General features: G+C 55.1%; 23 protein-coding genes and 1 riboswitch. Of the genes, 10 read left to right on the top strand and 13 right to left on the bottom strand.

The window, feature by feature from the left end; translation table 11 throughout:
- Entirely contained in the window at nucleotides 1–309 is a 309-nt protein-coding gene (locus C1N59_RS03385; RefSeq protein ID WP_033739815.1) for a putative quinol monooxygenase, read from the top strand.
- A gap of 65 nt (nucleotides 310–374) precedes the next feature.
- On the opposite strand, the gene parE is transcribed toward C1N59_RS03385, so the two are convergent.
- Genes parE through nudF form a run of 5 tightly spaced genes read right to left on the bottom strand, consistent with a single transcriptional unit; the run spans nucleotide 375 to nucleotide 4,831 of the window.
- Nucleotides 375–2,270, bottom strand: a complete 1,896-nt coding sequence (parE, locus tag C1N59_RS03380; RefSeq protein WP_006118187.1) for a DNA topoisomerase IV subunit B — start codon at nucleotides 2,268–2,270, stop codon at nucleotides 375–377.
- Nucleotides 2,271–2,318: 48 nt separating this feature from the next.
- Nucleotides 2,319–2,900 carry an esterase YqiA gene (gene yqiA / locus C1N59_RS03375; protein WP_039342135.1) on the bottom strand — a complete coding sequence of 194 codons (582 nt, stop codon included), beginning with the start codon at nucleotides 2,898–2,900 and terminating at the stop codon, nucleotides 2,319–2,321.
- A gap of 3 nt (nucleotides 2,901–2,903) precedes the next feature.
- Nucleotides 2,904–3,731: a 3',5'-cyclic-AMP phosphodiesterase gene (cpdA, locus tag C1N59_RS03370; protein ID WP_394550321.1), complete on the bottom strand. Its 828-nt coding sequence runs from the start codon at nucleotides 3,729–3,731 to the stop codon at nucleotides 2,904–2,906.
- Nucleotides 3,732–3,773: 42 nt separating this feature from the next.
- Nucleotides 3,774–4,199, bottom strand: a complete 426-nt coding sequence (locus C1N59_RS03365; RefSeq protein ID WP_006118191.1) for a DUF1249 family protein — start codon at nucleotides 4,197–4,199, stop codon at nucleotides 3,774–3,776.
- Entirely contained in the window at nucleotides 4,196–4,831 is a 636-nt protein-coding gene (gene nudF / locus C1N59_RS03360) for an ADP-ribose diphosphatase (RefSeq protein WP_394550778.1), read from the bottom strand. The genes C1N59_RS03365 and nudF overlap by 4 nt, the downstream gene beginning before the upstream one ends.
- A 211-nt stretch (nucleotides 4,832–5,042) precedes the next feature.
- Here nudF and tolC point away from each other — a divergent pair, with 211 nt between their 5' ends.
- The 3 genes from tolC (at nucleotide 5,043) to C1N59_RS03345 (ending at nucleotide 8,495) form a co-directional block, all read left to right on the top strand.
- Nucleotides 5,043–6,515: an outer membrane channel protein TolC gene (gene tolC, locus C1N59_RS03355; RefSeq protein WP_006118193.1), complete on the top strand. Its 1,473-nt coding sequence runs from the start codon at nucleotides 5,043–5,045 to the stop codon at nucleotides 6,513–6,515.
- A 142-nt stretch (nucleotides 6,516–6,657) separates the two neighbouring features.
- On the top strand, nucleotides 6,658–7,326 hold the full coding sequence (locus C1N59_RS03350) for a DUF1190 family protein (protein WP_033739822.1): 669 nt from the start codon (nucleotides 6,658–6,660) through the stop codon (nucleotides 7,324–7,326).
- An 8-nt stretch (nucleotides 7,327–7,334) separates the two neighbouring features.
- The gene (locus tag C1N59_RS03345) at nucleotides 7,335–8,495 is read left to right on the top strand and encodes a glutathionylspermidine synthase family protein (protein WP_394550319.1); all 1,161 of its coding nucleotides are present in this window, start codon (nucleotides 7,335–7,337) and stop codon (nucleotides 8,493–8,495) included.
- Between the two features lie 40 nt (nucleotides 8,496–8,535).
- Here the strand turns inward: C1N59_RS03345 and ygiD are convergent, their stop codons facing one another.
- Complete coding sequence (ygiD, locus tag C1N59_RS03340) at nucleotides 8,536–9,318, bottom strand: 4,5-DOPA-extradiol-dioxygenase (RefSeq protein ID WP_133745620.1); 783 nt, start codon at nucleotides 9,316–9,318, stop codon at nucleotides 8,536–8,538.
- 182 nt (nucleotides 9,319–9,500) lie between these two features.
- On the bottom strand, nucleotides 9,501–10,157 hold the full coding sequence (ribB, locus tag C1N59_RS03335; protein WP_006118197.1) for a 3,4-dihydroxy-2-butanone-4-phosphate synthase: 657 nt from the start codon (nucleotides 10,155–10,157) through the stop codon (nucleotides 9,501–9,503).
- A 110-nt stretch (nucleotides 10,158–10,267) separates the two neighbouring features.
- Nucleotides 10,268–10,416, bottom strand: a riboswitch (FMN riboswitch).
- A gap of 171 nt (nucleotides 10,417–10,587) precedes the next feature.
- Here ribB and C1N59_RS03330 point away from each other — a divergent pair.
- Nucleotides 10,588–10,926 carry a ubiquinone biosynthesis accessory factor UbiK gene (locus C1N59_RS03330; protein WP_006118198.1) on the top strand — a complete coding sequence of 113 codons (339 nt, stop codon included), beginning with the start codon at nucleotides 10,588–10,590 and terminating at the stop codon, nucleotides 10,924–10,926.
- A 38-nt stretch (nucleotides 10,927–10,964) separates the two neighbouring features.
- Here C1N59_RS03330 and hldE read toward each other — a convergent pair whose 3' ends face one another.
- The 3 genes from hldE to C1N59_RS03315 all read right to left on the bottom strand — a co-directional run bounded on the left by hldE (nucleotide 10,965) and on the right by C1N59_RS03315 (nucleotide 16,643).
- Nucleotides 10,965–12,389 carry a bifunctional D-glycero-beta-D-manno-heptose-7-phosphate kinase/D-glycero-beta-D-manno-heptose 1-phosphate adenylyltransferase HldE gene (gene hldE, locus C1N59_RS03325; RefSeq protein WP_033739825.1) on the bottom strand — a complete coding sequence of 475 codons (1,425 nt, stop codon included), beginning with the start codon at nucleotides 12,387–12,389 and terminating at the stop codon, nucleotides 10,965–10,967.
- 61 nt (nucleotides 12,390–12,450) lie between these two features.
- On the bottom strand, nucleotides 12,451–15,303 hold the full coding sequence (glnE, locus tag C1N59_RS03320) for a bifunctional [glutamate--ammonia ligase]-adenylyl-L-tyrosine phosphorylase/[glutamate--ammonia-ligase] adenylyltransferase (RefSeq protein WP_394550316.1): 2,853 nt from the start codon (nucleotides 15,301–15,303) through the stop codon (nucleotides 12,451–12,453).
- Nucleotides 15,304–15,332: 29 nt separating this feature from the next.
- Nucleotides 15,333–16,643, bottom strand: a complete 1,311-nt coding sequence (locus C1N59_RS03315; protein WP_058702278.1) for a CYTH domain-containing protein — start codon at nucleotides 16,641–16,643, stop codon at nucleotides 15,333–15,335.
- Between the two features lie 264 nt (nucleotides 16,644–16,907).
- Between C1N59_RS03315 and C1N59_RS03310 the strand changes: the two genes are divergently transcribed.
- Both C1N59_RS03310 and C1N59_RS03305 read left to right on the top strand, forming a co-directional pair.
- Nucleotides 16,908–17,528 carry a TIGR04211 family SH3 domain-containing protein gene (locus tag C1N59_RS03310; protein ID WP_006118202.1) on the top strand — a complete coding sequence of 207 codons (621 nt, stop codon included), beginning with the start codon at nucleotides 16,908–16,910 and terminating at the stop codon, nucleotides 17,526–17,528.
- 159 nt (nucleotides 17,529–17,687) lie between these two features.
- Nucleotides 17,688–18,905 (top strand): multifunctional CCA addition/repair protein, encoded by a 1,218-nt coding sequence (locus C1N59_RS03305; RefSeq protein WP_006118203.1) that lies wholly within the window; start codon nucleotides 17,688–17,690, stop codon nucleotides 18,903–18,905.
- Between the two features lie 28 nt (nucleotides 18,906–18,933).
- Here C1N59_RS03305 and bacA read toward each other — a convergent pair whose 3' ends face one another.
- Entirely contained in the window at nucleotides 18,934–19,752 is an 819-nt protein-coding gene (gene bacA, locus C1N59_RS03300; RefSeq protein ID WP_033739833.1) for an undecaprenyl-diphosphate phosphatase, read from the bottom strand.
- Between the two features lie 193 nt (nucleotides 19,753–19,945).
- Nucleotides 19,946–20,305, bottom strand: a complete 360-nt coding sequence (gene folB, locus C1N59_RS03295) for a bifunctional dihydroneopterin aldolase/7,8-dihydroneopterin epimerase (RefSeq protein WP_006118205.1) — start codon at nucleotides 20,303–20,305, stop codon at nucleotides 19,946–19,948.
- A gap of 108 nt (nucleotides 20,306–20,413) precedes the next feature.
- Between folB and plsY the strand changes: the two genes are divergently transcribed.
- Nucleotides 20,414–21,013, top strand: a complete 600-nt coding sequence (plsY, locus tag C1N59_RS03290) for a glycerol-3-phosphate 1-O-acyltransferase PlsY (RefSeq protein WP_006118206.1) — start codon at nucleotides 20,414–20,416, stop codon at nucleotides 21,011–21,013.
- 34 nt (nucleotides 21,014–21,047) lie between these two features.
- Here plsY and tsaD read toward each other — a convergent pair whose 3' ends face one another.
- On the bottom strand, nucleotides 21,048–22,061 hold the full coding sequence (gene tsaD / locus C1N59_RS03285; protein WP_058708785.1) for a tRNA (adenosine(37)-N6)-threonylcarbamoyltransferase complex transferase subunit TsaD: 1,014 nt from the start codon (nucleotides 22,059–22,061) through the stop codon (nucleotides 21,048–21,050).
- Nucleotides 22,062–22,339: 278 nt separating this feature from the next.
- On the opposite strand from tsaD, the gene rpsU reads away from it, so the two are divergent.
- Both rpsU and dnaG read left to right on the top strand, forming a co-directional pair.
- Nucleotides 22,340–22,555, top strand: coding sequence for a 30S ribosomal protein S21 (gene rpsU, locus C1N59_RS03280; protein ID WP_001144069.1), 216 nt, complete (start codon nucleotides 22,340–22,342; stop codon nucleotides 22,553–22,555).
- A gap of 116 nt (nucleotides 22,556–22,671) precedes the next feature.
- Complete coding sequence (gene dnaG, locus C1N59_RS03275; RefSeq protein WP_394550313.1) at nucleotides 22,672–24,417, top strand: DNA primase; 1,746 nt, start codon at nucleotides 22,672–22,674, stop codon at nucleotides 24,415–24,417.
- Nucleotides 24,418–24,695: the final 278 nt, after the last annotated feature.

Raw genomic sequence — 24,695 nt, 5'->3', positions numbered from 1 at the left:
ATGTTAACCGTCGTTGCTGAAATTTGTGTGAAGCCAGGCTACCGTCAGAAAGTACTGGAGGCGTTTCATCAGGTGATCCCGACCGTGCTGGAAGAAGAAGGCTGCCATCAGTACAGCGCGCTGGTCGATCATCAGGCGCAGGTGCCGTGGAAACACAACTCACCCGATTCGATTTTCATGCTGGAGCAGTGGGAAACCCTGCGTCATCTCGACCAGCATCAGCAAATGCCGCATATGGAAGCCCATCGCGCTGCCATTAAAGAATACGTGACAGACGTAAAAATTCTGGTGCTGGAACCCGGCCAGTAATTTCTGCAACGCTGACACGAAAAAGCCCCGGTACAGGCCGGGGCTTTTTGCAGCGGGTAACCGACTCAGACTTCGATATCGGCCTTGTCGCCTTTTTCCTGTAACCAGTTGCGGCGATCTTCAGAACGCTTCTTCGCCAGCAGCATGTCCATCGTCCGCAGCGTCTGCTCAATATCGTCGTCACTGACGGTAAGCTGAACCAGACGGCGGGTATTCGGATCGAGCGTGGTTTCACGTAACTGAAGCGGGTTCATTTCACCCAGCCCTTTAAAGCGCTGAACGTTCGGTTTGCCCTTCTTACGCTTTAACTGCTCCAGTACGCCCTCTTTCTCGTCTTCATCCAGCGCGTAATAGACTTCTTTGCCCAGATCGATACGATAAAGCGGCGGCATCGCTACATAAACGTGGCCGTTTTTCACCAGCGTGCGGAAGTGCTTCACGAACAGCGCGCAGAGCAGCGTGGCAATGTGCAGCCCATCTGAGTCGGCATCGGCGAGAATACAGATCTTACCGTAGCGCAGCTGCGTCAGATCTTCGCTGTCGGGATCGATACCGATCGCCACAGAGATATCGTGCACCTCCTGTGAAGCCAGCACTTCATCCGACGAGACTTCCCAGGTGTTCAGGATCTTGCCTTTAAGCGGCATGATCGCCTGGTATTCGCGGTCGCGTGCCTGCTTGGCTGAACCGCCCGCCGAATCCCCTTCCACCAGGAACAGTTCGGTTTTATTCAGATCCTGTGCTGTACAGTCTGCCAGTTTTCCAGGCAACGCCGGGCCGCTGGTCAGCTTTTTACGCACGACCTTCTTCGCCGCGCGCATTCGGCGCTGGGCGCTGGAAATCGCCAGCTCTGCCAGCTGTTCTGCCGCCTGCACGTTCTGATTCAGCCACAGGCTGAAGGCATCTTTGACCACGGCTGACACGAAGGCGGCGCACTGGCGTGAAGATAAGCGCTCTTTGGTTTGACCGGCAAACTGCGGATCCTGCATTTTGACCGACAGCACATAGGCACAGCGATCCCAGATATCCTCGGCGGACAGCTTCACGCCACGCGGCAGGATATTGCGGTATTCGCAAAACTCACGCATGGCGTCCAGCAGGCCCTGGCGCAGACCATTAACGTGTGTCCCACCCTGCATGGTCGGGATCAGGTTCACATAGCTTTCGGTCAACAGCTCACCGCCTTCCGGTAGCCACAGTAACGCCCAGTCCACCGCTTCGATATCGCCTGCAAAGGCACCCACAAACGGTTTTTCCGGCAGCGTCGGCAGGCCGTTTACGGCTTCACACAGATAATCTGTCAGGCCATCTTCGTAACACCAGCGCTGCTCGGTATTGTTGAGCTTGTCTTTAAAGACGATTTCGACACCCGGACACAACACGGCTTTCGCTTTCAGCAGGTGAGATAAGCGGGAAACCGAGAAACGCGGGCTGTCAAAGAAGTGTTCGTCCGGCCAGAAATGGACGCTGGTGCCGGTGTTGCGTTTGGCAACCGTGCCGGTGACGGTCAGATCCTGCACCTTTTCACCATTTTCAAAGGCGATAGTGTAGATCTCGCCGTTACGGCGCACATTCACTTCAACGCGTTTGGACAGGGCATTAACCACCGAAATCCCGACGCCGTGCAGGCCACCGGAAAACTGGTAGTTTTTATTGGAAAATTTACCGCCCGCGTGCAGCCGGCACAAAATGAGTTCAACAGCCGGAACGCCTTCTTCCGGGTGGATGTCCACCGGCATGCCGCGCCCGTCGTCGATGACTTCCAGCGACTGATCGGCATGCAAAATCACCTCTACCCGTTTGGCATGGCCCGCCAGTGCCTCATCGACGCTGTTATCAATGACTTCCTGACCCAGGTGGTTAGGGCGCGTCGTATCGGTATACATTCCCGGGCGACGGCGAACCGGCTCAAGGCCAGTCAGGACCTCAATGTCACCCGCATTATAGCTTGATTGACTCATGGTAACTGTCTGATTAGATGAAGAAAATGGTTGCGATTTCCACGTTGCTCAAGCGTGATTCAGGCCCAGAAAGTCCAGAATTTGCGGGAAATGGCGCTCGAATCCAGTAAATGCATGATTTCCGCCCTCTTCAACCGTATGACGGCACGCGCTGTAATAGTCGAGTGCCTGGCGGTAGTCGAGCACTTCATCGCCGGTTTGTTGCAGCAACCACAATAAATCAGGCGCTTCCAGCGGATCAATCTGCATCACTTTCAGATCGTAAATGTGGCGAGACTCTAACACATATTGCTGACCGGTGTAGGGATTCTGATTTTCACCCAAAAAATCCACCAGCAACTCAAACGGGCGAACGGCGGGATTGACCACCACCGCCGGCAGCATAAAACATTGTGACAGCCAGGTGGCGTAGTAGCCGCCCAGCGAAGAACCGACGAGGCCCAGCTGTCGTCCGCTGTGGCTGAGCACAATATCTTCCAGCATAGCTGCCGCATCCGCAGGAAACGTGGGCAACTGCGGCACAATCATCTCGATATCGGGATGATGCTGGCTCAGCCACTGTTTAAACAACGTCGCTTTTGCTGAACGCGGTGAGCTGTTAAAGCCGTGCAGATAAAGCAGCGCCTTCATCCGTTAATATCCTTCAGCATCCAGATCGGGGCGAAAAGCCTGTGTGGTGAGTCGGTTGACTTCGGTCTCAAGCTGACCGTCATTGTGCAGCGTAAACCAGCGCCAGCCAGGCGCAACGGTATCGATGGTAAAGCTGGTACAGTGCGGTTTGAACTGCACGCAGGTCGACGGCGTTGCCAGCACACGGCGGCCCTGCCAGGGTACATCCATTTCCTGATGAATATGGCCGCAGACCAGCGTTTTTGCCAGCGGATAGTGCTGCAACACGGCGTCTAACTGATGCGGATTGCGCAGGCTGTGTTGATCAAGCCAGGTGCAGCCCGACGCTAAAGGATGATGGTGCAACAGCACCAGCGTATGGCGCTGCGGATAACGGGCAAGCGTGGTATTCAGCCACTCAAGCTGGTAGTCACTTAACATGCCATGGGGCAGGCCGAAGACCTGGCTGTCCAGCAGAACAACCTGCCAGTGATCGCCTAACAGCACATGCTTGTGTGCGTTAATGCCGGCCTCTGCCAGCGTATCGACCATCGCAGGTTGAAAATCATGATTCCCCGGCAGCCAGACGCAAGGTTTAGGCAGGCGCGAAATGCCCTCAACAAAATGCTGATAGGCTTCGACTGAGTGATCCTGAGAGAGATCGCCGGTGGCAACGATAAGATCATAATCACGCTGCTGCGCGATGATCGCATCCAGTACCGCGTCATAACTGGCCCAGGTATTCACCCCCAGCAGGGATTCGTGTTTTCCTGCGAACAAATGCGTGTCCGTTACTTGCAGAATCCGAACCTCAGATTCTGTTGTCGCAGGAAGAGTTAGCAGGCTATCCAAAGCGTTTCCTTCGTCTCTACGCCATTCAGTGCATTATACGCATCAGCAAACCGGTACTGCCATCGCGCCGTGCGTCAGGCAATAACGTAACCAGTCAGCAAGAAACTGATTGATTTGATGCTTCTCATCACGCTGATTCATTTTTTTATTCGGATAATCATAACGTGCTTTGAACCGATAGATCTGCTGTGTCGAACACACTTCAGCCACCATCGCGTCATGATACAGCCTGACAGACATTGACGGCAGGCTCCAGTAACTTACGGCTGGGGCCGTCTGACGGATATCGACCAGGGTAGTATAACGCGTTGATTCTTCAACGGTTACCTGGTAGCGGGCGCCACTCACCTGATAGATCACCGATGCGCCTGCTGCGTCATCACGTGGTAGCAGACGACGTAACTGAGCGAAATTGGTTTCGCACAGCCTCATCATCTCGGGGAAATCAGGGATATAGCGCTGTTTCATTTTTGCGTCCACTCTTCTCGAAGTTTTTTATGGTGCAGTGCCAGCCATTGCAAGGTGATGACAGATGCCGCGTTATCAATAATCCCCTGTTCCACCCAGTGGTAAGCCTGTTCACGACTGACCACATGGACAAGAATATCCTCATTCTCTTCCTCCAGACCATGGCATCCTTTTGCCTGGCTGGCATCCACTTCTCCGACCATTACCGATAACCGTTCGCTGGTGCCGCCGGGGCTGGCCAGGTAGTTCAGCACCGGTTTGACCCGGCCAACCGTCAGATCCGCTTCTTCGACGGCTTCACGGCGCACCACCTGCTCCGGGGTTTCACCCGGTTCAATAATGCCTGCCACCATTTCCAGCAGCCAGGGCGTGGGACTGCAATCGAAAGCCGGGATGCGGATCTGTTCAATCAGCACCACTTCATCACGGACGGGATCATAAGGTAGCAGCACAGCGGCATGACCGCGCTCAAAAACTTCACGCGTCACTTCCCGGCTCATTTGGCCATTAAACAACCGATGACGAAAGCGATAACGCACAATGGAAAAAAAACCCTCGTACGCGGTTTCTCGTGCAATAATTTCTACATCATTTTTTGTGAAAGTCACAGGTGATGTTTTATTGTCCTTCATCATTAAGTTCCTTATGCAGATTGGGATAACACAGATAAAACACAAGCCCAGATGCCATCCAAAGGGTTATTACTGAGTTATTTACCTGAAACACACAAATATGGCACGTTCAGCCACCTTATCTCACAGTTGCCCTCTGCTAGAATCTGCGATAATTTTTGGCTTACAGGCGGCACAGTCACTGCGATTTGCTGCAACAAAAGGAATGCAAATGAAAAAACTGCTCCCATTTTTTATTGGGCTGAGCCTGGGCGGTTTCAGCTTCGCCAGCCAGGCGGAAAACCTGCTTCAGGTTTACCAGCAAGCGCGTTTAAGCAACCCTGATCTGCGTAGCTCTGCGGCGACGCGTGATGCGGCGTTCGAGAAAATTAACGAAGCGCGCAGTCCTTTATTACCCCAACTGGGTTTGGGTGCAGACTATACCTACGCAAACGGCTACCGTGATAGTAGCGGTATTCACTCCAATACCACCAGTGGCTCGCTGCAATTGACGCAAACCATTTTCGATATGTCAAAATGGCGTGCGCTGACGCTGCAGGAAAAAGCAGCCGGTATTCAGGATGTGACCTACCAGGTCGCCCAGCAGGATCTGATTCTGAACACCGCGACGGCCTACTTCAATGTGCTGAAAGCCATTGATACGCTTTCTTACGTCGAAGCGCAGAAGATGTCGATTTATCGCGAACTGGATCAAACGACCCAGCGCTTTAACGTGGGCCTGGTCGCCATTACCGACGTGCAGAACGCCCGCGCGCAGTACGACAGTGTCCTGGCGAATGAAGTGACCGCGCGTAATGACCTGGACAACGCAGTGGAGTCTCTGCGTCAGATTACCGGTATGGATTACCTGGCGCTGGCGTCGCTGGATATTGATCGCTTCAAAACCACTAAACCTGAAGCGGTTAACTCGCTGCTTAAGCAGGCTGAAAGCCGCAACCTGAACCTGCTTTCTGCCCGTCTGAACCAGGACTTAGCCCGTGAGCAAATCCGTTCAGCGGAGGCGGGCCATTTACCGACGCTGGATCTGACCGCCTCGACTGGCCTGTCCAACAGCAAATACGGCGGAAGCCGTGCTGAGCAAAATGCCAGCTCGACAGATTCCATCACCGGCAACAACAAAGTGGGCCTGAGCTTTACCCTGCCGCTTTACAGCGGTGGCAGCGTGACCTCGCAGGTGAAACAGGCGCAATACAACTTTGTCAGCGCCAGTGAGCAGTTGGAAGCCGCGCACCGTTCAGCCGTGCAGACCGTGCGCTCGTCTTACAACAACGTCAATGCGTCAGCAAGTAGCATTGCCGCTTACAAACAAGCCGTGGTGTCCGCGCAAAGTTCATTAGACGCGATGGAAGCCGGTTACCAGGTGGGAACCCGTACCATCGTTGACGTGCTGAATGCGACATCAACGCTTTATAACGCTAAGCAGCAGTTGTCGGATGCGCGTTACAGCTATCTGATTAACCAGTTGAATATCAGCTATGCCCTGGGCACGCTGAACGAGCAGAGTTTGGGTGTGCTTAACAGTCAGTTAGGTAAAGAAATCTCAACCTCGCCGGAAACGGTTCAGCCACAAAATGTACAGCAGGTGCTGGGTGAAGATCACATCTCCACTTCCGAAACGGCACCAGCACCGGCCCCCGTACATAAGGCCGCACATAAGAGCAGCCGTAATCCGTTCAGTCACTAAGCCTGTTGCGGGCTGCTTTGCGGCCCGCCTCTCTGCAAAACGTATAACTACGTAAAGATCCCCGTCCTGCCTGGCCGTTAGCTTCATTTCTCACCACTCATCCCCTATTCTATGCACTACCTTTGGGCACAGGATATTTATAATGAAACGGACTAAAACGATCCGCTATGCCGCCTTTCGTAAGAGCTGGCAAGCAAGACACTTAACGCCTGTTGCTATCGCTGTTTCAGCGGTATTTATGCTGGCAGGTTGTGAGCAAAACGACGAAACCGTCACCCTTTATCAAAACGCGGACGACTGTTCAAAAGCCAATCCGGGACAAAGTGCGCAGTGCACCACCGCGTTTAACAACGCTAAAAAGGAAGCTGAACGCACCGCGCCAAAATATGCGACACGTGAAGACTGTGTCGCCGAATTTGGTGAAAACCAGTGCCAGCAGGCACCGGCACAGGCGGGCACAGGCAGTACGAATGCCGAAGCGCAGCAAAGTGGCAGCTTCTGGATGCCGTTAATGGCAGGCTACATGATGGGGCGCATGATGGGCGGTGGCGCGGGCTTTGCCCAGCAACCGTTGTTCTCACCGAAAACCCCCAACAGCCCGGCAAACGGTCAGTTCGTGGATGCCTCTGGCCGTAACTACGGTAATGCCACCCCAGGTAAGACCATGAACGTGCCCAAAACTGCCCTGGCGCCGAAACCGACCACCACCTCAACCATCACACGTGGTGGTTTTGGCGAAACGGTCGCGAAACAAAACGCGATGCAGCGCAGCAGTGCTTCCGGCACCTCCAGCCGTTCGCTGGGAGGCTAATACCGTTTATGCAACGTATCGCGATTTCTGAGCGTCCGGGCTGGCGGGAAAAAGCCACAGAGTTTGGTTTTCGTTTTCACACCATGCACGGTGAGCCCTACTGGTGCGAAGATGCTTACTATCAGTTTACCCTGGCGCAAATCGACTATCTGGAGGAGGTGACCGCCGAACTTCATCAGATGTGTCTGCAGGTGGTGGAAAAAGTGGTAAACAGTGAAGCCCTGCTTACCCGCTTCCGTATTCCAAAACATACCTGGGATTTCGTGCGTGACTCGTGGAATCAGCGTCAGCCTTCACTTTATTCCCGTCTCGATCTGGCGTGGGATGGCCGAGGCGATGCCAAACTGCTGGAAAACAACGCCGATACACCGACCTCGCTGTATGAAGCGGCGTTTTTCCAGTGGCTGTGGCTGGAAGACCAGCTGAATGCGGGCCAGTTGCCGTCTGGCAGCGACCAGTTTAACAGCCTGCAGGAAAAGCTTATCGATCGCTTCACGGTGCTGCATCAGCAGCACGGCTTTAACTGGCTGCACTTTGCCTGCTGCCGGGATACCGAGGAAGATCGCGGCACGGTGCAATACCTGCAGGACTGCGCCACGGAAGCCGGCTTACCCAGCGAATTTCTCTATATTGATGAGATAGGGCTGGGTGAGAAAGGCCAGTTTACTGACCCGCACGATCAGGTGATCAGTAATCTGTTTAAGCTTTACCCATGGGAATTTATGCTGCGCGAAATGTTTTCGACCAAGCTGGCGGATGCGGGCGTGCGGTGGCTTGAACCCGCCTGGAAAAGCATTCTGTCAAACAAAGCGTTATTGCCAATGCTGTGGCAGATGTTTCCCAATCATCCCAACCTGCTGCCTGCCTGGTTTGCTGAAGACGACGTGCCGCCTATGGACAAGTATGTGGTCAAACCGCTGTTCTCCCGCGAAGGCGCTAACATTCGTATCGTGGAAAACGGCAAAGAGATCGCCCGGGTGGATGGTCCATACGGCGAAGAAGGCATGATTGTGCAGCAGTTCCATCCGCTGCCAAAATTTGGTGACAGTTATACGCTGATTGGCAGTTGGCTCATCGACGATCAACCGGCCGGGATTGGCCTGCGGGAAGATCGGGAGTTGATCACGCAGGATCTGTCGCGTTTCTATCCGCACGCCTTTATTGAATAGCCTTTTAGCTCCAGGCCAGTTCGCTGGCCTGTCTTACGCGTTAACCGACCTGTACTGACAACATACTGATTGCGCCCATCTCCATACCTTCCACCGGAACGGTCACAGGCTCATCTGCGTGACGGGAGCCCAGCACATACAGCAATGGCAGGAAATGTTCCGGCGTCGGGTTGGATAAGGCCGCATCCGGATGCTGCATAAAACTCACCAACGGATGTGCATCCGCCTCGGCCTGCACCGCCAGATTGTCCCGCACGAAGTTATTGAACCCCGTCGCCCAACTGTAAGCTTCGCCACCGCCCCAGAGAACTTTACGCAGGTTGTGCACCACGTTACCGCTGGCGACGATCATCACGCCGCGATCGCGCAGCGCAGACAGCTTTCTTCCCATCCCGAAATGCCAGGCGGCGGGCTTGCCGCTGTCGATACTGAGCTGGACGACCGGGATATCTGCGTCGGGATACATCTTAATCAGCACGCCCCACGAGCCATGATCCAATCCCCATGCGTGATCCAGATGAACCGGCACCGGGGATAACTGTTCCGCAATCTCTTCCGCCAGTGCGGGTGAGCCCGGCGCGGAATAACGGGTATCAAAAAGCGCCTGAGGAAAGCCGCCAAAATCGTGAATAGTGCGTGGATTGTCCATCGCCGTTACGGCAGTTCCCTGTGTGTACCAGTGAGCCGAAACCGCCAGAATCGCACGTGGCCGTGGCAGGGTTTCACCGGCTTTACGCCAGGCTGCGGTATAGCGGTTTTCTTCTAAGGCATTCATTGGGCTGCCGTGTCCCAAAAACAGCGCCGGCATGCGAACCTGACTCATAGTGATCCTTGATGTGTTCATTCTGTGAACACCACGATACGCTTTTTACCGGCGTGATCACGCGGATAAGCATGATGTTCTCTGTCAGAAATTTTGAATAAAAATGGCAGGGACTGAGGAAGCGCACAGACAGGACAAGGCGAGACGATCAGGCCAGAGAACTGGCCTGATTAAGACGAAAACTAGCTGGCCTGACGCGTTTCGTGTTCGCGACGGTAGGCTACCAAATCTTCGATGGTGACGACGGGCATGGCGTGTTGTTTCGCGAACGCGATCACTTCCGGCGCATGCGCCATGGAACCGTCGTCGTTGGTCAGTTCACACAGAACGCCTGCGGGCTTGAAGCCTGCCAGCGTCACCAGATCGATAGTGGCTTCGGTGTGGCCACCGCGCGTCAGAACGCCGCCATCATGGGCACGCAGCGGGAAGACGTGACCCGGACGGTTTAAATCTTCAGGTTTTGCGTCATCGGCAATCGCGGCACGGATAGTGGTAATACGATCCTGAGCAGATACGCCGGTGGTTACGCCTTTTGCCGCTTCAATCGTCACGGTGAAACCGGTGCCGTAGGCGCTGGTGTTGTTTTCCACCATCATCGGCAGCGCCAGTTGCTGGCGACGCTCTTCAGTCAGGCACAGACAAACGATACCGCTGCCGTGACGAATGGTTAACGCCATCTGCTCCACGGTCATGGTTTCCGCGGCGAAAATCATGTCACCTTCGTTTTCGCGATTCTCATCGTCGAGAACCATAACACCACGGCCTTCGCGTAAGGCTGCAATAGCACGTTCTACACGCTGTTTCGGCGTGCCAAATTCAGAAAGTAGAGTCTGATTCATGGTAATAAAACCTTATAAATGTGTTGGGTTACCAGAATCAGGGCAAGCTTAGGAGTGACGTCGTAAAGACGTAGCAATGACGCAAAACAGACATAATGCCTGACAGATGTCGTTACCCTCTCCCATCCGGACTTTAACCGTCGGCCCCGGAATTACACCGGATCTGCTGACCTTCACCATTACAGCGAAGCGCTCGCGGGCTTTCAGCCTGGGCTGATTTACCGCCGGTGGGGAATTTCGCCCCGCCCTGAGAATAAGCGTTTTAACTATAACGTTTCCCCGTCAGGGCAGCAATCCACAAAGCCATTATTGCTTTAGCTTTTTTTGCGCTATGGATTTCAGGTTTAACCTTTTCAATTCAGGCATTACACTTAAGTGACTCTAGCGTTGGTAAAATGCTGCCACAGCAACCCGTAACCAGGAAATCATCATGATCGACACGAAAAAAATTGAACAAATTGCCCGTCAGGTTCATGACGCGCTGCCGAAGGGAGTTCGTGAATTTGGCGATGATGTTGAAAAGAAAATACGGCAGACTCTGCAGGCCCAGCTGACCCGCATGGATCTGGTCAACCGTGAAGAGTTTGATGTACAGACTCAGGTTTTACTGCGTACGCGGGAAAAACTGGCGGCGCTGGAACAACGTCTGGCCCAGCTGGAAAGCAAAGGAACCGGGACCGCATCGTCTGCACCCGCGGTGCCCACCACGCCAGGCCCGGCACCGGCGATTGTCCCGGCGGCGAACCCTGCGGATAAATCCGGCGAGTGATGCTGGCTGGCGGGAGCCTGCGCTCCCGCCATCACGACTCAGTTGCCGCGAATGGTTTTAATGATATTGGTGGTTGAAATGCCATCTTCAAAGTTCAGCACCCGCACGTCACCGCCATTCGCCCAGACTTCCTTACTGCCTGCAATGTCTTCCGGCTTGTAATCCCCGCCTTTCACCAGTAAATCCGGTAATATGCTGGCGATCAAACGCTGCGGCGTATCTTCTTCAAACAGCACGACCCAGTCTACGGCTTCCAGTGCACCCAGCACGATCATCCGGTTTTCCTGCGGATTCACCGGACGGCTGTCGCCTTTAAGACGTTTCGTCGACGCATCGCTGTTTACCGCCACAATCAGGCGATCGCCCAGTTTACGGGCGTTTGCGAGGTAGGAAACATGACCGGCATGCAGGATGTCGAAGACGCCATTGGTCATGACCACTTTTTCGCCGCGCTGACGGGCCATAGCGACGGCCTCTTTCAGTTCCGCTTCGGTCATGATGCCAAAACCGCGCTCCGGACGGGCATGAATGGCGTTTTCGAGCTCCACGATGCTGACGGTTGAGGTTCCCAGTTTACCCACCACCACACCGGCTGCCGCGTTGGCCAGGAAACAGGCTTCTTCCAGCGAATCCCCCGCCGCCAGAGCAGCAGCAAGCACACCAATCACCGTATCCCCGGCGCCGGTAACGTCAAACACTTCCTGTGCCTGCGTGGGCAAGTGCAGCGGCGCTTTCCCCGGCTGTAGCAGCGACATGCCATTCTCAGAACGCGTGACCAGCAGCGCGGAAAGGTCGCAATCGGCAATCAGTTTCATGCCGCGTTCAACAATTTCCTGCTCCGTCCTGCATTTACCGACAACAGCTTCAAATTCCGACAGGTTGGGCGTCAGCAGCGTCGCGCCGCGATAGCGGGCAAAATCGGTGCCTTTCGGATCGATCAGGACGGGCACACTGGCTTCACGCGCCAGAGTGATCATCTGCTGAACGCTGTCGAGCGCCCCTTTGCCGTAATCCGACAGCACCACCGCGCCACTGCTGGCCAGCGACTGGCGCATTTTTTCGTGCATCGGTGCGGCATCAACCTGCTCAAAACCTTCTTCAAAATCCAGGCGGATAAGCTGCTGGTTGCGGGACAGCACACGCAGTTTGGTGATCGTCGGATGGCTTTTTAACGTGACAAAATCGCAGTCAACACGAACGTCCTTCAGCGTTTTACTCAGGACCTGAGCCGCATCGTCCTCACCGGTCAGCCCGATCAACCGAGAACCGGCACCCAGCGCAGCAATATTCATCGCCACGTTAGCGGCGCCGCCAGGGCGTTCTTCAACGGTCTCCACTTTCACCACCGGCACCGGGGCTTCAGGGGAAATACGGCTGGTAGGGCCATACCAGTAACGATCCAACATGACATCGCCAACGACCAGTACCGAAGCCTGGCCGAACGCGGGCAGAGTAACTTTCATTCCAGACACTCCAGACTGCATTCAAAATAGTGCGCGGATGATAGCACAGTTGCTATCAGCATCACGCCGTGAGAGATTCTGCTGACTGCAACCACCGCTGCCAGCTGGCGTTGACCGACGCTCTTTCCTGCGCAAAGGCATCCGGTTCGACGTGTCCCGGCAGCGCCTGCAGCGCCAGATGGTGCAAGGCATCGCGCAGCGTGACATAGGCATGGGTTAACGCCGCCGCTTCGTCGTCTGCCATTTTTTGATGGTTTGCCATCAGTTCAAAGATCCGCACATTGTCCGACCAGCGCGTTAAGGCAGGGTCTGCTGCGGCATAGCGCAGTACGAGATATTGGGCAATAAACTCGATATCGGTAATGCCGCCTTCGTCGGTTTTGATCTCCCAGCGCCCTTTATGCTTATTGCTCAGATGCGCGCGCATTTTATCACGCATCTCCCTGACCTCGGTTTGCAACGCCGCCGGTTCACGGGGCAGGCAGAGAATCGCCCGGCGAATGGCGTTGAAACGTTCGCTCAGGGCGGGCTCACCGAAGACAACCCGGGCACGCACCAGCGCCTGATGTTCCCATGTCCAGGCTTCGTTACGTTGATAGTCATCAAAAGCGTCGAACGTGCTGACCAGCATGCCCGCCGCACCGGAAGGACGCAGGCGCGCATCCACTTCGTACAAAATCCCGGATGAGGTGCGGGTGCTAAACAGGTGCATGATGCGCTGGGCCAGCCGCAGATAAAACTGTCGGCCGTCAATGCTGCGTTCGCCCTGGGTCACCGCGTCCAGCGGGCAGTCGTGCAGAAAAACCAGATCAAGATCGGAGCTGTAACCCAGCTCCCATCCACCCAGCTTGCCATAGCCCAGCACGGTAAAGCCCCGCTCGTGCTCCTGCACCAGATGCGAAGGCCGACCGTAACGTTGCACCATCATATTCCAGGCCTGTTGCACCACCGATTCAATGATGGCTTCGGCCAGCCAGGTTAAGTGATCGCTCACTTTCATCACCGGCAACGTCCCTGCAATGTCGGCTGCCGCGATACGTAACATCTGCGCCTGTTTAAACTGGCGTAACGCTTCAAGCTGTTGCTCTTCATCATCGGCGGGAATGCGCATCAGGTACTGGCGCAGTTCATCACGATAGGCATCCGTCGCGGTGGGCTGATACAGCGTGGCGGGATCGAGAAGCTCATCCAGCAGCAGCGGATAATGCGCCAGCTGGCTTGCCACCATCGGCGAGGCTGCACACAGACGGATCAGGTGCCGCAGGGCTCCGTGATATTCCGTCAGCAGCTCCAGATAGGTACTGCGCGTCAGCACGCTGAGCAGCAGCGGTGCCAGCCGGCTAAAGGTGACGGCCGCATCGCTGCGCAGACAGACTTCGCTCAGCAGGCGCGGCATCAGCTGATCCAGTGCCTGACGGCCGCGCGGACCAATGGAACGGCGGCTGATATCCTGACGAAACGCTTCCAGTGACTGATTGAGCGCCTGACAGTGTTCCGCGTCCAGTTGAGGAACCAGCGGGGCCAGCTCGCTGTCTTCCAGACTGTCCTGCCAGAGCATATTAAAATCGGCCAGCTCCGGTTGATCGCCAACATCCGGCGAATCTTCACCGATCAGCTCGTCAAAGATTGCCCGCACGGCGGCCATGTGCGTATCCAGTTTTGCGCTAAGTTCTGACCAGTCCTGACACTGCATCGCCCAGGCCAGTCGGGCGCGGTGCAGGGCATCTTCCGGCAGCGTTTGCGTTTGTTCATCGGCCAGGCTTTGCAGCAGGTTTTCCAGCCGCCGCAAAAACAGGTAGGCCTCGCGCAGTGCAGCAACCTGCTCCGGTGGCAGTAAGCCCAGGGATTCAATGGCGGAAAGCGTGGGCAGCAAAGCTCTGAGCTGAAGCGAGCGCTCACGTCCACCGCGAATCAGTTGAAAGACCTGGACGATAAATTCCGTTTCGCGGATGCCGCCCGCCCCCAGCTTAATGTTATTTTTCAGGCCACGGCGGCGCACTTCACGTGAGATCATCGCCTTCATGTTACGTAACGACTGAATCACGCTGAAATCAATGTAGCGGCGATAGACAAACGGCCGCAGCATCTGCTGCAACTCCTGGCTCCAGCGATCCTGATCATCGCCCATCAGCCGGGCTTTCACCATGGCATAGCGTTCCCAGTCGCGCCCCTGCTCCTGGTAATAATCTTCCAGAGCGGCAAAGCTCATCACCAGCGGCCCACTGTCGCCAAAGGGCCGTAAACGCATATCCACCCGGTAAACAAACCCGTCCGCGGTGGGCTGATCGAGCACCTTGATCAGGCGCTGCCCCATACGGGTAAAAAATTGCGCATTGTCGAGTTCACGTCGACCGCCACGGGTACTGCCGTTCTCGGGCCAGACAAAAATTAAATCGATATCAGAGGAGAAATTCAGCTCGCCGCCGCCCAGTTTTCCCATGCCCAGGATCAGCAGCGGCTGAGGCTCACCCGCGGCATTACACGGCGTGCCAAACTCACGACAGCAGTCCTGATAAACCCAGTCACGCGCCGCACTGATCAGGACCTCCGCCAGTACACTCAGCTGTTGCAACGTCTGTTCTGTGCTGGCGTGATGCAGGCACTGCATCCAGGCAATGCGCACCAGCATCCGACGCCGAAACAGGCGCAGCACGCGCATCAGACTGGCTTCGCTGTCTGCCGCCGCCATGTCACCACTCAGCCACTGCGCATAGTGCCGCCACTCTTCAGGCTGAGGCGAGCGGTCAGCGATCGCCTGCCACCAGTCCGGGTTCTGCTGCAGGTTGTCGAGCACGAAATCGCTGAAGGCCAGACCGGCAAGTTGCTCTTCCGTAAGAGCAGAACCGGTAAGACCTGACTGTTCGACCGCCCGCTCGGCCTGAGTACGCAATACGGTAGGTAAGGCTGGCAACATGTTCTCTCCCTGATAGCGTGCTGTTAGATTCAGCGCGGCGAGCCGCTGGTTAACCAGAACGGCGGTTGTTTCATTGCCTGCGCGGTTAAGCCGTCTAAGCTGACGTGCTGCTTTTCGTGTATGGCGCGCTGTAGCTGCTGCCACGGGGCCAGCCAGCGCTCTACCGCGTCCGGCGAGTAAGCGCCCGCCAGCAAATGAACGGCCAGTAATTGTCGATCGAGACGCGTGGCTTTGTCCTGATATTCATTCGCCTGATGAATAGTGGCAAAGGTTTCTTTCAGATCGGCATTAATGCGGCCCAGCATGATATCGCCGAAGCGCTTGAAGGAACCTTGCAGCTTGGCTTGCCCCTTCTGATCAATCCACGGCGTCCATTGTGCCTCAGCCAGCCAGTGAGTAAGTGCTAACTGAGTTTCTACGGAGCGAGTAGAGAAGCAGAAGCTGTCTGCATCCACGTCTTCATTCAGCAGCGTTTCTTCCAGCGTCGTCAGCTTCTGACGCAGATCGCTACTGGCCTTACGCGGCACTAACGCACCAAAGAGCGCAAAGGCCTGGCGCAGCACGTCCAGCGCTTCACGTACTGATTCCCGCGCGCGCTTATTGCCCCGTAACCACACTTCTTCATGATATTGCCAGTGCTCCAGGCCAGCGGCCATTGCCGCCACCATGCCAGCTTCCACCGTCGCCTTCGGTCCGGCTTTCAAAAGCGGAAAAGCACGTAATTCACGTGGAAGGTTACCTTTCGCCAGCTGATAGCCGCGTGCCGCTTTGCTCAGGCTGCCCATACGCAGGTCGCCCACGGCAATCAGCTGCTGCGCAAACGCCAGCATATCGCTGCGCTCACCGCTTTTTAACTCCAGTTCGACTTCTGACAGCGCTTCCTGATGCTCACCGGCCGCGACCTCGCCTTTATCGAACGCGATTTCCACTTCGCTCTTACCTGCCGTCACCAGCCAGATTTCACGGTCAAAATGCGTGCTGAACAGCGGGTTCAGGCGCTGCTGCAAGGCCGCGATATCCGTTCCCTCTGGCCAGATGTCGGCGGGCAGACGGCTGATATCCAGCGTAGGTTCCGTCAGGTCAACGTTGTATTCGCCGCGCTGATGTAAACCGCCCAGCGTACTGCCGGCCGTTTTCAGCGTCATTTCGTAACGCTGGTCCACGCCGCGAATACGTAAGCCCATGTTCCACCGACGTAACTGGTTATCGTCGGTTTCAAAATAGATATTGGTCAGCTGGCGCGCTGCCTGATGCTGATGCGGAAAAGCCGCCAGCTTCTCTGCCAGTTTCCCGGCAGCGTTGGGTTTTGCAATGAACTTAAGCTCAATCTCGATGGTCATATTTTTTTATTCACTACGTCGCTGGCACTTGAGGATATATTCCCTGCCCGTTTAAGGTTATCTTCTGCTGCATCCACTGAGCCGAAGATGCGGGTTTTCAGGCGAAGAGTAATGCACAGAAGCCTTGCTGTCTCTGGTTTCTTTCTGCTTTCGCTCGCCTTTTCGCACTGTTATGAGACCAGGATAGTTCTCATTCAGATTTATGCGAAGCCTCTACAGACTGTGCCGGTAAATTATCTTTATTTTTAAACAAAACGAAATCGAATGAAAAAAATCACACTTGCTGGAATCACTTTGCTGGCCCTCAGCGCCCTTACACCTGCTCATGCCGATCAAAAACGCTATGTTTCTGACGAATTATCCACCTGGGTTCGCAGCGGCCCCGGCGACCAGTTTCGCCTGCTCGGTAAGCTGAACGCGGGTGAACAGGTCGAACTGCTACAAACCAATGACGCCACCAAATATGGCCAGGTGCGCGATGCGGAAGGCCGCACCGTCTGGATTCCCCTGTCGCAGTTGAGTGAAAATCCCAGCCTGCGCACCCGGGTGCCTCAGTTAGAACAACAGGTTAAAGACCTGACAGCTAAGTTAGCGAACATTGACAACAGCTGGAACCAGCGCACGGCCGAGATGCAGAATAAAGTGGCCAGCAGCGACAGCGTCATCAATGGGCTGAAAGAGCAAAATCAGAAGCTGAAGAACGAACTGATCGTGGCCCAGAAGAAGGTCAATGCCGCTAACGTTCAGCTGGATGACAAACAGCGCACGATCATCATGCAGTGGTTTATGTACGGTGGCGGCGTGCTCGGCGTGGGCCTGCTGCTGGGTCTGTTGCTGCCGCATATGGTGCCGCGTCGCAAGAAAAACGATCGCTGGATGAACTAACCTTTTCCACCGCTCGCTGCAAAAGGGGATCGCAAGATGCCCCTTTTGGCCTGTCTGCAATATGTCGAATTTGTGTAACAATAAGGGTTGTGCCCGTCTGAATTCAGGTGCAGGACGCCCGCAGACGCGCAGGTCGCTTATTTATCTCTGGAGTGGTGCGTGAAGACGTTTCTTGTTGGCGGTGCGGTACGTGATGCGTTGTTGAAATTGCCGGTTAAAGACAAAGACTGGGTGGTCGTGGGCGCAACGCCAGAAAGCATGCTGGAACAGGGCTATCATCAGGTGGGCCGCGATTTTCCGGTGTTTCTGCATCCTGACAGCCGCGAAGAATATGCACTGGCGCGCACCGAACGCAAAAACGGCAAAGGCTATACCGGTTTTACCACCTGGTCGGCCCCGGACGTCACCCTGGAGCAGGATTTACAACGCCGCGATCTGACGATCAACGCCATCGCCCGCGATGAAAACGGCACGCTCTATGATCCCTACCAGGGGCAACAGGATATTGCTGACCGACTGCTGCGCCACGTTTCAGAAGCCTTTAGTGAAGATCCGCTGCGCGTGCTGCGCGTGGCGCGATTTGCTGCGCGCTTTGCCCACCTTAACTTTCGCATTGCCGATGAAACCCAGGCGCTAATGCGGCAAATGGTCGAGAGCGGCGAGCTGGCCGATCTTACCGCTGAGCGCGTGTGGAAAGAGACCGAAAAAGCGCTGTCCTCGCATAATCCTCAGGTCTATTTTCAGGTGCTGCGTGACTGCGGTGCCCTGAAGGTGCTGTTCCCGGAAATCGATAACCTTTATGGCATCCCCGCCCCCGCCAGATGGCATCCTGAAATTGACACGGGCGTGCATACGCTGATGGCATTGACGCTGTCCGCTGCCTTAAGTGAGGCCATTGATGTACGTTTTGCCACGCTGTTTCACGATGTAGGCAAAGCATTAACCCCCGTTGAAAAGTGGCCCAGCCATCGCGGTCATGGCCCTGCCGGTGTGCCACTGGTTGCCGCACTCTGTGAGCGTTTGCGCGTGCCGAATGCCATTCGCGATTTAGCCCTGCTGGTAACCGAATTCCACGACACGATGCACACTATTGAGCAGTTGCCTTCTGAGGCGATTGTGGCGTTATTTGACCGTCTCGACGCCTGGCGTAAGCCTGAACGCGTGCATCAACTGGCGCTGTGTAGCGAAGCCGATGCACGTGGGCGCGGTGGGCTCGCCAGCATGCCGTATCCACAGGGTGACTATCTGCGGCGCGCATTTGCGCGGGCGCAGGCCGTGTCATCGAAAGCGGTGGTTGAGGCGGGCTTTAAAGGGAGTGCGGTGCGGGAAGAGCTGACGCGGCGCCGCATCGACGCCGTTGCCGAAGGCAGAGGTTAACGCGGCCAGTGACCTGGCCGCGTTGGGTTTACGTGAACAGCATGTAAACCGCAGCCGCTACGATAAAGCGGTAGACCGCAAACGATACGAAAGAGATGCGTTTGATCAGCTCCAGGAACACTTTGATCGCAATCATCGCGACGATAAAGGCAGTGATAAAACCCACCGCAAACATCGGGAAGTCGGCCATGCTCAGGAAGCCCAGGCTCTTATACAGATCCAGCCCGGTCGCCCCCATCATCATCGGTACGGCGAGGATAAAGGAGAACTCGGACGCCGCATAGCGACTCACGCCCATCAGCATCCCGCCTGAAATCGTGGCACCTGAACGCGAAAAGCCCGGCCACAGCGCCAGACACTGGAAGCAGCCGATCATAAACGCCTGACGATAGGTAATGTCATCCACGCCAACGGATTTTGGCTGTTTTGGCTTCAGGAATTCCGCCGCTAACAGCAGCAAACCGCCGACCACCAGCGCATACATAACATTTATCGGATTAAACAGCGTTTTAATTTGATCGTGTAAGACCAGCCCTATCACGACAGCAGGAATCATGCCCAGCAGGATATGAATCAGCGTTAAGCGACCGGTTCCTGTCCCTTCGTGTTTGACTTCGCCAAAGTGGATGCCGATCAGGCCAAACAAACGCCGCCAAAACATCACGACTACCGCCAGAATGGAGCCTAGCTGAATCACGACTTCAAAGGTTTCGGCTTTGTCACCCTCAAAGCCAAGCAAATGCCCCACTATAATCATGTGCCCGGTGGAAGAGACCGGTAAAAACTCGGTCAGCCCTTCTACCACGCCCAGGATTGCAGCTACCCACAGCTGATGAATATCTGCCATCAATGTATTTCCTCTGTCCGTTTTAAAACCATGAAAAAGGCGCTAGCAGTCGCGCTATCGCCTTGAATCTTATCTGTCCAGCCTGAATATAACATTAAGCTCGCTTGCCATTGAGTTTGTTATAACGAAACGGCACCTGCTGAGACAGACCATAATTTGGTTTGGTTTCATTGTGATGGCAATCACATCATCATTATTTAGGAATAGTCCCGCGCTCAATTCGCACGCCAACCTGCGCGGCCTGCGCTACAGCGCCCGGTTTTGCTACCTTTATACGCACACCGGGCGAATTGAAACGGTTCATCAACAGATCCGCAATTTCTTCGGCAACGCGTTCGACCAGTGCAAAACGTCCGCCCGTCAGATGTGTCAGAATCGCCTCAGAGACGTCGGCGTAGCTCAGACAATCCTTAACATCGTCACTGGCGGCCGCCTGGCGGTTATCCCACGCCATTTCGATATCGATCACCAGCTTCTGCTGAATCCCCTGCTCCCAGTCGTAAACGCCAATTGTAGTGAAGACGGTGAGTTGTTCTATAAAGACGATATCCATGACGGTGCTCTCTGTTTTTGGCCAGGCCGGATACCACTTCCGGCAGATTGTGCGTATTATCCATAGTTGACGTGATCAAAACGACCCCAAAGGAAACGGGACGGTGTTATGAGTGCTTTCGCGCTTGGTATGATTATTTTCGCGTATCTGTGTGGGTCCATCTCCAGTGCGATTCTGGTATGCAAACTCGCCGGGCTACCCGATCCCCGCACCCACGGTTCAGGCAACCCGGGTGCCACCAATGTGCTGCGCCTTGGCGGCAAAGCGGCGGCAGCAACGGTGCTGGTATTCGATATTCTGAAAGGTATGGTGCCTGTCTGGCTGGCGTACCTGCTTCACGTGCCCCCGCTCTATCTGGGCTTAACCGCCATTGCCGCCTGTCTGGGCCATATTTATCCGGTGTTTTTCCGCTTCAGGGGTGGGAAAGGCGTGGCGACCGCGTTTGGTGCTATCGCGCCTATCGGCTGGGATTTGACCGGACTAATGACCGGCACCTGGCTGTTGACCGTGCTGCTCAGCGGCTACTCATCGCTTGGGGCGATTGTCAGCGCCCTGATTGCGCCGTTCTATGTCTGGTGGTTTAAACCGCAGTTTACGTTCCCGGTTTCCATGCTCTCCTGCCTGATTTTGCTGCGGCATCATGACAACATCCAACGTCTGTGGCGTCGTCAGGAAAGTAAAATCTGGAAGCGCAAAAAGAAACAGTAAGCGTAAAAAAAGCCGGTTGACCGGCTTTTTTCTGTCAGATGGCAGGCAGTTCGGCCAGCGGCCAGCGCGGCCTGACGCTTACGCCCAGCTCTCCCCGCGTACCGCCTTTCAGACGCACCATGCCCGCGTAGGCAATCATGGCACCGTTATCGGTGCAAAATTCAGGACGGGCATAAAACACCTCACCACCGCGCTTCTGCATCATGACCGCCATTTGCTCGCGCAGCGTACGGTTGGCACTCACGCCGCCCGCAATCACCAGCCGCTTAAAACCGGTTTCATCCAGGGCGCGTTTGCATTTGATGGCCAACGTATCCACCACCGCATCTTCAAACGCACGGGCGATGTCGGCACGGGTTTGCGCATCATCGTCATGGCCACGAATGGTATTCGCCGCAAAGGTCTTCAGGCCCGAGAAACTGAAATCCAGCCCCGGACGATCGGTCATCGGACGCGGGAACGTGAAGCGTCCAGCCGTGCCCTGCTGCGCCATTTTCGACAGCATGGGACCGCCGGGATAATCCAGCCCCAGCAATTTGGCGGTTTTATCGAAGGCTTCGCCTGCGGCATCGTCAATTGACTCGCCCAGCAGTACATATTCACCAATGCCGGTAACGCTGATCAGCTGCGTGTGGCCGCCAGAAACCAGCAAGGCCACAAACGGGAAGGCGGGTGGATTGTCTTCCAGCATCGGCGCCAGCAGATGGCCTTCCATATGATGCACGGGTACCGCAGGCACCTTCCACGCAAAGGCCAGCGCGCGCCCAATCGTCGCGCCCACCAGCAGCGCGCCGACCAGGCCCGGGCCCGCCGTATAGGCCACCGCATCAATCTGCTGCGGCGCTAAACCCGCCTGTTTCAGCGCCGCCTGAATCAGGGGCACCGTTTTACGTACGTGATCGCGCGAAGCCAGTTCCGGTACCACGCCGCCGTAATCGGCATGCAGTTTTACCTGGCTGTAGAGCTGGTTCGCGACTAAGCCAGCCTCGTCATCATAGATTGCGATGCCGGTTTCATCGCACGATGTTTCAATACCCAGAATTCGCATTGCTTCACCTCATTCTTGCGGCGCGCAGTTTAGCATAGCCACTGTGCAAAAAGAGGACTCAATCCACGCAAAAAGTCATTTTCTGCTGCCTAAAGAGTGCGCTATACTCCCGCCCCTGGAAAAAACCGGCAGCCGCACAGGCACACGCTCCTGTTGGTTCTTAATTATCCATGGTGCTTTACAAGCCGACGCGAGTTGGAGTAAAATGCTGCACCATTTTGAAATGTGCTGGCGCCGCAGTCAGCAGAAAAACCGAATTTTATTGAGGTGAGAGTTACATGCCGGTAATTAAAGTACGTGAAAACGAGCCGTTCGACGTAGCACTGCGTCGCTTTAAGCGTTCTTGCGAGAAAGCAGGCGTTCTGGCTGAAGTTCGTCGTCGTGAGTTTTATGAAAAACCAACGACCGAGCGTAAGCGCGCTAAAGCATCTGCAGTTAAGCGTCATGCCAAAAAACTGGCTCGCGAAAACGCACGCCGCACTCGTCTGTACTAATATCCCGGAGGTTCGCCTCCACAGCGTGATAAACGCAGACCGAGTCAAGTAAAAGGCCGTGCTTTCCGAAAGGAAGCGCGGCTTGTTGTCGTTTATGAGCTGAAAAAACGGGGCTTATGGCAGGACGAATTCCACGCGTATTTATCAATGACTTACTTGCCCGCACGGACATCGTGGAGTTGATCGATGCTCGCGTAAAGCTGAAAAAGCAGGGAAAGAATTATCATGCGTGCTGTCCTTTTCATAATGAGAAAACCCCCTCTTTTACCGTAAATGGCGAAAAACAGTTTTATCACTGTTTTGGTTGTGGTGCGCACGGTAATGCCATCGACTTTCTGATGAACTACGATCGTCTGGAGTTTGTTGAAAGTATCGAAGAGTTAGCCACTTCTCACGGGTTAGATGTCCCTTACGAAGCGGGTAACGGGCCCAGCCCGATGGAACGCCATCAGCGCCAGAGCCTGTACCAACTGATGGACAACCTTAACGGTTTTTATCAGCAGAGTTTGCAGCAATCCAGTGCCCAGTCAGCGCGCGATTATCTTCAACATCGCGGCCTGAGCGCCGATATCATTAATCATTTCGCGATAGGTTATGCCCCCGCCGGTTGGGACAATGTTCTCAAACGCTTTGGTAAGCAGCCGGAAGATCGCGAGTCATTAATGGAAGCGGGCATGCTGGTCAATAATGATAAAGGCCGGGTTTACGATCGCTTTCGCGAGCGCGTGATGTTTCCCATCCGCGATAAGCGAGGCCGCGTTATCGGCTTTGGCGGCCGCGTGCTGGGTAATGATACGCCGAAGTATCTGAACTCGCCCGAAACGCCTGTTTTTCATAAAGGTCGTCAGCTGTATGGCCTGTATGAAGCCTTAAAAAATCATCCTGAACCGAAACGCCTGTTAGTGGTGGAAGGCTATATGGATGTCGTTGCCCTGGCGCAATACGGCGTGGACTACGCGGTTGCCTCACTGGGTACATCGACCACGGCTGAACATATTCAGTTGCTGTTTCGCAGTACGGATAACGTGATTTGCTGTTACGACGGCGATCGCGCCGGACGTGAAGCCGCCTGGCGAGCGCTTGAAACCGCATTGCCTTACATGAATGACGGTCGTCAACTACGCTTTATGTTTTTACCTGACGGCGAAGACCCGGATACGTTGGTTCGCAAAGAAGGTAAAGCCGCATTCGAAGCGAGGATGGAGCAGGCTATGCCGCTCTCTTCGTTTTTGTTCGACAGCCTGTTGCCGCAGGTCGATTTAAGCTCTCGTGACGGCAAAGCGCGTTTAAGTACACTGGCATTGCCACTGATCACGCAGATTCCCGGTGAAACGTTACGCATTTATCTGCGTCAGGAGCTGGGAAACAAACTCGGTATTCTGGATGATGCGCAGCTTGAAAAGCTGATGCCTAAACAGGCACAGGGCGCAAGCGCACCGGTTGCTCCGCCGCTGAAACGCACCACAATGCGCGTACTGGTGGCGTTGCTGATTCAGAATCCACAACTGGCAAGTCTGGTCCCTGCACTGGATGGGCTGGCCGAGTCAAAAATAGCCGGTTTACCGCTATTTATTGAATTAGTGAAGCGCTGTAACGAGAATCCTGGATTGACCACCGGTCAGCTACTAGAGTTATATCGCGGAACAAATTTTAGCCAAACGCTTGAAACACTGGCCGTGTGGAACCACATGATAGTGGATGAAGAGAGCGAAGCGGTGTTCCAGGATTCCCTGGCCAGTATTTATGACGCGGCTCTGGAAGAACGACTGGAGTTCCTGATTGCGCGAGAACGCACCCATGGACTCAGCACCGATGAACGTCGCGAGCTCTGGACACTGAGCCAGGCCTTCGCGAAAAAGTAACAGGTTACCCTACCTGCTGCTGCCCGTAACCGGAGCGGCAGGTTTAGTTATTCAGGGCGAAGCAGGTTTTGTCGCTGAAAGCGCGCAGTCACCGGAGCGTACTGATGTACGTGAGGATGACGAGCACTGTCAGAGGCAAAAATGGCGAGTAAGCCAGGCCCGACATAAAATTTGCGGCTTAAGTGCCGATTACTAATGGGCAAAGCCCAGGCCGCGACGAAGGCAGCGGCGAGAACGAAATGCCTTCAATGTTATTGTTGGCTCGCTGCCGACCGACA

The organism is Pantoea sp. SGAir0183, assembly GCF_043545505.1.
Note: the sequence above shows the minus strand (reverse complement) of the source record. Positions and strands in the feature narration are given on the sequence as shown.